This window comes from Gammaproteobacteria bacterium, assembly GCA_009838035.1.
Lineage (GTDB): Bacteria > Pseudomonadota > Gammaproteobacteria > Steroidobacterales > Foliamicaceae > Foliamicus.
The window spans coordinates 1-7,777 of record VXSK01000014.1 but is presented as its reverse complement, the minus strand read 5'-3'; the positions used below and the strand labels follow the sequence as shown (position 1 = coordinate 7,777).

Sequence of the window (7,777 nt, the reverse complement as noted above, 5' to 3'; positions counted from 1 at the left end):
GGCGGTTCTGGCGACGGCGCTGGCCGGGGCGGCGTTGAGGCCGTCGCTGGCGGCGCCGGCGGGCACGGTGACGGTCACGTCCTTGCCGCCTTCGGGGGTGACGGCGAGCCGGTACGCCGTCGCGCTGACGGGGGTGAACGTGCCCTTGGCGGCGCCGGCGACTTCGATGTCGCCGACGGCGAACCCGGTGACGTCCTCGGAGAACGTGAACGTGACCGTGAGCTCGGCGGTGGCGTTGATCTTGGCCGGCACGCCGGCGATGTCGAGCGTGGGGACCTCATCGTTGGCTATTGTCCCGGTGGCCTCCGATGCCGCGGGCGACAGCGTCGCGTTGACCGGGTCCGACAGCCGCACCAGGAAGGTCTCGTCCGGTTCGGTCCGGACATCGGCGAGAGTGTCCACCGTCACCGTGGCCGCGGTCGCGCCGGCGGCGATGGTCGCCGTCCGCGCCGCCACCGCCGTGTAGTCCTCGTCCGCCGTCGCCGGGTTGGATCCGTCGGCGTCCTCGGCCGTGGCCCACCGCACGGTCACGTCCCGTCCCGAGACCGGGGTCAGGGCGATGGCGAAGGCCGCGCCCTTTCCCTCGCTGGCGGTGGCGTCGCCGATGGACAGCACCGGCAGGTCGTCGTCGTCGGTGATTGTGCCGGTAGCGGATGCGTCTGTGATGGAAGTGCCCGTGCTTGGCGAACTCAGCTCCACGATGAAGGTTTCGTCTTCCTCGTCGAGGGCGTCTTGGGTGGTCGCCACGCTGATGGTTTTGCTGGTCTCGCCTGCGGCGAAGTTCAGCGTCTGCGCAGTGGTCTGTTCCGTGTAATCGGACGAGGAGGCCGGATGGTCGCCGTCCATGTCTTCGGCGGTGCTCCAGTCCACGCTGGCCGCGTCTCCTGTCGCACCGCTTCGGTTAACAGTGAAAATGATCGTCTGGCCCTCCGTTGCCGACGCGTCGCCAATCGAGAACGACGTGGCCGCATCGTCGTCCGTGACCGTCACCTCGACCGGCTCGACCGCAACGCCTTCGTAATCGCCGCCGCTGGCTTTGTGCCGGACCTGCGCCGTCCGCTGGTCGTTGTCGTTGTTTCGATCGTCGTCAACGCCGGTCACCTCGACCATCTGCTTCGTGCCCCAGTTGCTCGTGCTGAACTTAAGCGCCGCCGCGTTAACCGTCGCCGTGCTCGCATCCGAACTCGACAGCGACACCGTCACCTCGCCGGTAGGCTGGGTTCCGAGCCAGACCTCGTATTCCCCTTTTTCTCCTTCCGCGATGGTTAAGGCTTTCGGCGAGACGTTGACACCCAGGATGTCGTCGTCCTTCAGCGTGACCGTCGCCACCTTCACTACCAGATTCCGGCTGCCGATCGTCGCGGCGCCCTGTACCACGATGGTCTCATCGTCCTCCGCCAGATTGTCGTCGACCGGCGTCACCGTCAAAGTGATGGTTCCCGAAGTGGCGTCGGCAGATATGGATATCACAGGCGGATCCCGCGCCCAATGGACGCTGTAGTCCGTGCCTTCCGCTGCCGTGCCGCCCAGATCCAATGTCACGGTGGCCGTTTCGGTCCGCACCACGGTTTCGTCGCCGATCGTGGCGCTGACCTGAAGCAGCCCCGAGCCACCGCCTTCATTGAGGGAATTCCTGTCCACGGCAAGGGTTACGTCGGGCGCGATTTCGTCATCGGTCAGTTTCAATTCGGTTTCACTAACCGTGCGGCCCGGCGCCGAGCCGCCTATCAGGATGGTCTCATCGCCCTCCAGTAGCTTGTCGTCGGCCGGCGTGATCGTAACCTTCGTGGTTCCCGAGCGGGAGTTCGCCGGAATCGTCACGGCGCCGCCGCCTGCGCGCGAATAGTCGCCCGCACCGGCCGTGCCGCCCCATGAAAGGTCCACTTTCGTGTCCGTAGGAAGAACGCTGTCCAACTTGTCACCCCATTCGGCCGTCACCATCAACTCTTGCGCGCCACCGTTCTCGGAGACCTCCGCGGGAGACACCGACAGTGCGATGCCGGCGCTGTCGAGGATCGACAACTCGGCGCCGCGAACAAATGGGGTCATCATCGCGCCCCGGGTGCCGTCGATTCGGAGCCTCTCCACGCGATCCTCCTTGAGCAAATCGCCCCGCGGCGTGATGGACACGCTGGTGGTTTGGCCCTCGACCTTGCCTTTCGGGATTGTGACGCTCAAAGTGCCGCTAACAATGTAGTCGTCCGGGCTCGTGGTGATGTCGGTAAAGGTCAGGGGGATAACCAGGTCTCGATCCGTGGCCATGCCGACGAGATCCTGCGCAGTTATAGTCAGTTGCTGTTCGCCGGTGCCCTCCTGCAAGGATTGGGGCGACACGCCAAGGTCGATCGCGCGGTCGCCTCCGTAGATGAGCGGAACTTCGTAGGTTTTGTCTGCGGCAGGCAGGGGCGATTTAACCTTGCCGCTGATCTTCGGATCGTGACGATCCTGCCAGCCGGTGAACTTGACGGCGCCGGCGCGAAGTTCGATCTGCCCGTCAAAGTCGTAGTCCCCTTCCTGAACATGGTACCGGCAAGCAATCAGCGCGGCTGTATGGAACGTTGAGCAAGGCGCCGAAACTACACCGCTGTCCAAAACGATCTCGATCCTTGGCGGACCCAGGATTTTGACCGGCCGGCGAGTAGAAAAGGTAATCTGGGCCAGATTGGAACCCCTCGTGAGAATACGCCTTGTGAGATTGGTCGAAACCGAAAAATCGGATATTTCGAACTTTTTGCTGGCTTGGGGCCAAATCCTCGTTGAGAACGGTCGGAGGATGGCGTCCTCGGCTTCTGGTTTGATGGAAAGGTTCCATGTCAGAATCTTGCCAGCGGCCCGCTCATCCACCACGAATTCCACATCCTGGGCATCTGACCGGCTAGTAGCGGACGTGCCTGAAACCGAAAAACTTATGACTTTCGGTTTGACCAGATCAGACCTTTCGGCCGTCATTGTGACGGTATAGGTTCTAGCGACTGCAGGGCCTGTTCTTATGGCGTAACAGCTTGTGGATGTCGTTCCGGGGTGTTGGGGCGTTGCGTTGCAGCGTAACGTAAAGAATTCAATGGGATTTGCCTCCCTGATGGTAAAGATATGAAAGCTGCCGCTGATAGTCGTTCCGGCAAAGTCTATCCCGGCAGCCAGCTTCGCTGGTTCCAAGGATTCCCGCCTGTTGTCTTCCCTTGCATTGAACGACACGCGCATGCTGGCGGACGCGGCGCCTTGCGGAATCGTTAGCGTCCACGGAGGATTATTTGGAGTGAACGTGCCGTCGCCGGGGAGGTCAATCGCGTTATCGCTGGCCCAGTAAAAACCGGCCTTTTGGGATTCCTCGAACCTGCTTCCACCGACAAGCCTGACGGTGATGAGGATATCCGCCGACTGGCCTTCCTCGATGCTGATGTTTGAAGGCGTAGTGGATACGTCAAGTTCCGGCGCCGTGTTGTTGTCGGCAATGGAAATGTCCAGGCCGGTCACCTCGACCCCGCTGGCGGCGCCATTGATGCTAAGGGTTTCGGCCCCCTCGAAGTAGTTGTCGTCCACCGCCGCAAGCGTCAGATTGGCCGTTCCCGTCATGCTGCCAGCAGCGACGGTGATATCCGGCGCCGACACAACCTTGTAGTCTGTTGACTTGGCCGCGCCGCCGAAAGACAGCTTGATGACCGTCTCCTCGGTGCGCGTGGAATCGAGCGTTGCGGTGACCGTGAAGGTGGTGTTTCCTTCGCCTTCGGCAAGTTCGGTGGCCGCCGGCACGGTGAGTGTCGCCGTGGGAGGCTGCTGCGCCAGCGCAGAATTGTGCAGCAAAAGCGCCCCCGCAAGCAGAAACGCGCAAAAGTGACCAGCAGGCGCAACGGCCCACCCAAAGAATCCGAACATACGAGTTGCTAACGTGCGTACCGCGAACTCGCAATAAGGGCACCGGGCACCGGGCACCGGGCACCGGGCACCGGGCACCGGGCACCGGGCACCGGGCACCATTATATACTTCTTGCTGGCCACTTGGGTTGTAAAAACCGATCTCGTCAGGGGAACGTGAAGCCGTTGCGCCATGGTCATGATGACTCGGTTTGCACAACTCCAAGAAGCGGAGCGGATCGTCTGAACGGCAAGTGAATCGAGGGAATCTGGCAGACGTGTCGGCCGGAATTCCAAGAATCAGGCCAGCGCGAAATGTAACAAGGACTGGAAGTAGCGCTACCAGACGGAGGCGCACTGAAGATAGCATGTTAGTAAGAGCGATCCGGCGATCCGGCGATCCGGCGATTATTTTATCAGGATAGGGGGCTTTCGCGTTTGTCAAGTTCCCGCGACGAATCTCTTGTCTGGCGCCAAGAATCGGGCGGAGTTCCAGCACCGCTGCTGTTTGGGCGATGCCCTCGACTAGATTCAATTACCACTCCCTTCGAAAGACTCAACGCGCGTTCGCACCTATACGCCCGACAACGGCGAGGACGTCACCGTCCATGCTCAAAAGGAAATCCGTCCAACGCGGTCTCAACGTTACGTGACCACCACTCTACGCGAGCGGGATTATAAACGCTTGCCCCGGACAAGAGCAGCCCGGCTTGCGCACCGTGGCGGTGAAGACCGAGGAACAGCAGGGCGTGCTGGCGCTTCATCGGATGCGCGAGCAGCTGGTGAAGTTCCGCACGGCGCAGATCAACGGCCTGCGCGGCCTGCTGGCCGAGTACGGGGAGGTGATGCCGAAGGGCCGGGCCGGTCTCAAGCGCGACATTCCCGGCGCCCTCGAACGGGTCTCGGAGCGGCTGCCGGCGATGGTCGTGGACAGTCTGCGCGATCAGTGGGCGCGGGTCCTGCGCACGGACGAGGAGATCGAGGTCATTGAGCGACGGCTGTTGCTGTGGCATCGCACCAGCGAGGCCAGCCGGCGGCTGGAGACGATCCCCGGCGTGGGCGTGCTCACGGCCACCGCGGCGGTGGCCGCCATGGGCGATCCGCAAGCGTTCCGGTCAGGGCGCGAGTTCGCCGCCTGGCTGGGCCTGGTCCCGCGCCACGTCGGCACCGGCGGGCGCGTTCGGATTCTGGGCATCAGCAAACGGGGCGACCGCTATCTGCGCACCTTGTTGATCCACGGCGCGCGCGCCGCGATCACTCACACCAAGGCGCCCTCGGGGTGGCTGTCGCGGTTGCTCGAGCGCCGGCCCAGGAACGTCGCCAGCGTGGCGCTGGCGAACAAGAACGCGCGCACGATCTGGGCCCTGCTGGCTCATGATCGGTGCTACGAACGCAATTTTGAGGGCCAGCCAGCCTGACTTCGGGTCGGCCGGTTCATTGTTACCACCAAGATAGAGGAGAGGACGCAAGAAAGGTTGCACCAGGTACGACACGAGGTGATGGCCAACAGGTAAGACCGCGGTCCGCCAAGCCTGCATGGTTGTTAGAGCGTCAAGCTCTTCAGGAGAATGAGGCGCGGATCGGCGGAATCCATCAGGGCCAGCGGGCAAATGACCCGCACCAACAGGCCGGATATAGAACCGCAACCTGAAATCCACCACCTCTACGCGGACTTGGTCATCGGGAGGCGTCCATATAGAAAAAACCATGACGAGCTTTCAGATATCGAGGTGGAACTGATATTGGTTTCAATCCGATGCTTGATCTCAAGTCGCAACCGCCTCATCAACTCGGTTCTTCGAGTCAACAAGTACGGTAATTTTCAGCTCACCATCGAGCGTTGCAAGCATCCTCATCAGCCGGTCCAGCGTGAAGCGTCCAAGATCGGCGTTTCGGATGCGCGAGAAGTCCGCGACGGCGAAGCGGGTCAGGGTGGCGGCCTTTCGCACCGACAACGCGCGCTCGTCCAGCGTCATGATGATGCGGGCGGCAAGAACCGCCTTGGCGTGTTTGAGATCCGCTTCCGGATCGCCGAGATCGCGGTAGATGTTGCCGCTTCCTTCGATCAGTTCAAATTCGGACTCGTTCATGACAGCACTTCCCTTTTCAATCGGGCCAGCCGGGCCGCAATCAGATCGATCTCGGGCTTCGGCGTCCTGATGCCCATTTTCGATTTCTTCCGGAATGCGTGGACCACCCAGAGCCGTCCGGCCAGTTCGGTGATGTAGACAACGCGCCAGGCGTCGGTCCGGTACCGGATGGCGATCTGGAAGACGCCCGGCCCCATGCCCTTGAGCGGCTTGGCGATGTCCGCCTTGCCGCCCTCGGCCGCGACCGTCAGGGCGGCGGTCGCCCGCTCTTTCACCATTTCTGGAAAGGTGTCGAACACCTTGCGCGCCGCCTTGATCCAGCCGAGTGGCCTCGAACTCCTGCTCAAATCGTATGTTGTCATATGTGACGACACCCTTCAAGGTGGTCATGGGCAATGGATTGCCGCACGATCCCGCCCAAGCCTGAAGTCGCGGCACGGCGATCGGTGCCTGCGGTTCCATCCCAATCGACCGGTCGACGAGCTTTCGCGCCGGGCCGCGTGGTAAGCGCCGCATTCACACCTTCCTCACGGTCCACAGCACCTTGCCGACGACATGCACGTCCCCGGCCGGCGCAGTGTAGTCGGCGTAGTCCGCATTGGTTGACTTCAACCGCAGCCCGGGCTCGCCGCCGGTGCCGTCGACGCGCTCCACGCGCTTGACGACCAGTCCGTTGCCGTCCCACAGCACGAACATCTCCCCGGTGGCGGGCACCCGTTTCGAGGTGTCGACAAGCAGACGGTCGCCCTCCGACAGCTCTGGCTCCATCGATTCGCCCCGCACCCTCAACACGCGGACGGCGTCGGGGACGGCGCCGCCCTCGTAGCGGATCATTCCCTCCGGCAGGAACCAGAGGGCCTTTTCGGACACGAACTCGTCGGCGAGCGCCCCGGGGCCTGCCGACGCTTCCACCTCCACCTCCCGGAGGGTGGCGAGCGGCACGGGCGAGCCTTCAGGCGCACGATAGCCGCGCGGTTTCCGGCCTCTCCCCTTGCGCGTGGGCGGGCGTTCGGCGTGGCGCAGATCCTCGACACCGCATTCGAGCACCTCCGCGAGCTTCTCCGCGTCGAGGTGAGAAAGCACCTTGGGCGTGTTCCTCTCCAGGAACCCGTGCACGTAGCTGACGTTGCGGCCGATGGCGAGCGACGCCTCGCGCATGTTCAGTCCGCGCTCCCAAAGAAGATCGCGGATTTTCTGTCGCACCGGGTCGTTTTGCATCGCGGAGCCTCGCGCGGGTGTCGCCCACCGATAGCTTATTCACTAACTAACACTATTGTCAACGATATATCGCGTCCGTATGGTTGCCGCCATGAACGACCTCGCCGCTCAATTCCGCGCCACCGTGGAAGCCTGGCTCAATCGCACCGGCACCCCGCCGGCGCGCCTCGGTCAACAGGCCCTGGGCGATCCGTCCTTCGTGCTGCGGATGAGGCGCGGGCGGGTACCGCGGTTGGACACGGCGGACAAGGTGTTGACCTTCATCGGCGAGGCGCCGGCCGGTCCCGCGTTCCGGGGCGAGATCGAGGCGTTCATCGAGATCACGCGCACCAAGCCCTACGTGCTCGGCCTCGACGCGGCGGGCGACCCCTCGTTCGTCGCGCGGCTGCGCCGGGGCGTCTCGCCCCGGCTCGACACCGTGGGACGGGTGCGGTCCTGGATGGCGGACCGCTGCAGCGACGCCGAACGCACGGCGATTCGCGCGATCGCGGCCGGGGAGCCGGCCCTGCCTCGCCGATCCGACACCAAAGACGGGGACGCGTCCCCCACCGACAACAAAGAAGGAGAATGGAATGGACGCCTCCCACCCTGATGCTGAAGGACGGAGGGAAAGAAGT

General features: G+C 63.2%; 6 protein-coding genes. 2 read left to right on the top strand and 4 right to left on the bottom strand.

The window, feature by feature from the left end; translation table 11 throughout:
- Nucleotides 1-4,053: hypothetical protein (locus F4Y72_07435; protein MXZ28126.1), on the bottom strand; the 4,053-nt coding region annotated here is incomplete at its 3' end.
- 473 nt (nt 4,054-4,526) lie between these two features.
- Here F4Y72_07435 and F4Y72_07430 point away from each other — a divergent pair.
- A complete protein-coding gene (locus F4Y72_07430) occupies nt 4,527-5,270 on the top strand; it encodes an IS110 family transposase (protein MXZ28125.1) in 744 nt (247 codons plus the stop codon).
- A gap of 348 nt (nt 5,271-5,618) precedes the next feature.
- On the opposite strand, the gene F4Y72_07425 is transcribed toward F4Y72_07430, so the two are convergent.
- The 3 genes from F4Y72_07425 to F4Y72_07415 all read right to left on the bottom strand — a co-directional run bounded on the left by F4Y72_07425 (nt 5,619) and on the right by F4Y72_07415 (nt 7,160).
- Nucleotides 5,619-5,942 (bottom strand): XRE family transcriptional regulator, encoded by a 324-nt coding sequence (locus tag F4Y72_07425; protein MXZ28124.1) that lies wholly within the window; start codon nt 5,940-5,942, stop codon nt 5,619-5,621.
- Complete coding sequence (locus F4Y72_07420; GenBank protein ID MXZ28123.1) at nt 5,939-6,304, bottom strand: type II toxin-antitoxin system RelE/ParE family toxin; 366 nt, start codon at nt 6,302-6,304, stop codon at nt 5,939-5,941. Before F4Y72_07420 ends, F4Y72_07425 begins: the two co-directional genes overlap by 4 nt.
- Before the next feature lie 154 nt (nt 6,305-6,458).
- Nucleotides 6,459-7,160, bottom strand: coding sequence for a S24 family peptidase (locus F4Y72_07415; protein MXZ28122.1), 702 nt, complete (start codon nt 7,158-7,160; stop codon nt 6,459-6,461).
- A 91-nt stretch (nt 7,161-7,251) separates the two neighbouring features.
- Between F4Y72_07415 and F4Y72_07410 the strand changes: the two genes are divergently transcribed.
- The gene (locus F4Y72_07410; GenBank protein ID MXZ28121.1) at nt 7,252-7,752 is read left to right on the top strand and encodes a hypothetical protein; all 501 of its coding nucleotides are present in this window, start codon (nt 7,252-7,254) and stop codon (nt 7,750-7,752) included.
- Nucleotides 7,753-7,777 lie beyond the last annotated feature (25 nt).

Coding starts and splice junctions, on each gene's coding strand:
- F4Y72_07425 (MXZ28124.1), bottom strand. CDS start 5,942: ATGAACGAGTCCGAATTTGAACTGATCGAAGGAAGCGGCAACATCTAC.
- F4Y72_07420 (MXZ28123.1), bottom strand. CDS start 6,304: ATGACAACATACGATTTGAGCAGGAGTTCGAGGCCACTCGGCTGGATC.
- F4Y72_07415 (MXZ28122.1), bottom strand. CDS start 7,160: ATGCAAAACGACCCGGTGCGACAGAAAATCCGCGATCTTCTTTGGGAG.
- F4Y72_07410 (MXZ28121.1), top strand. CDS start 7,252: ATGAACGACCTCGCCGCTCAATTCCGCGCCACCGTGGAAGCCTGGCTC.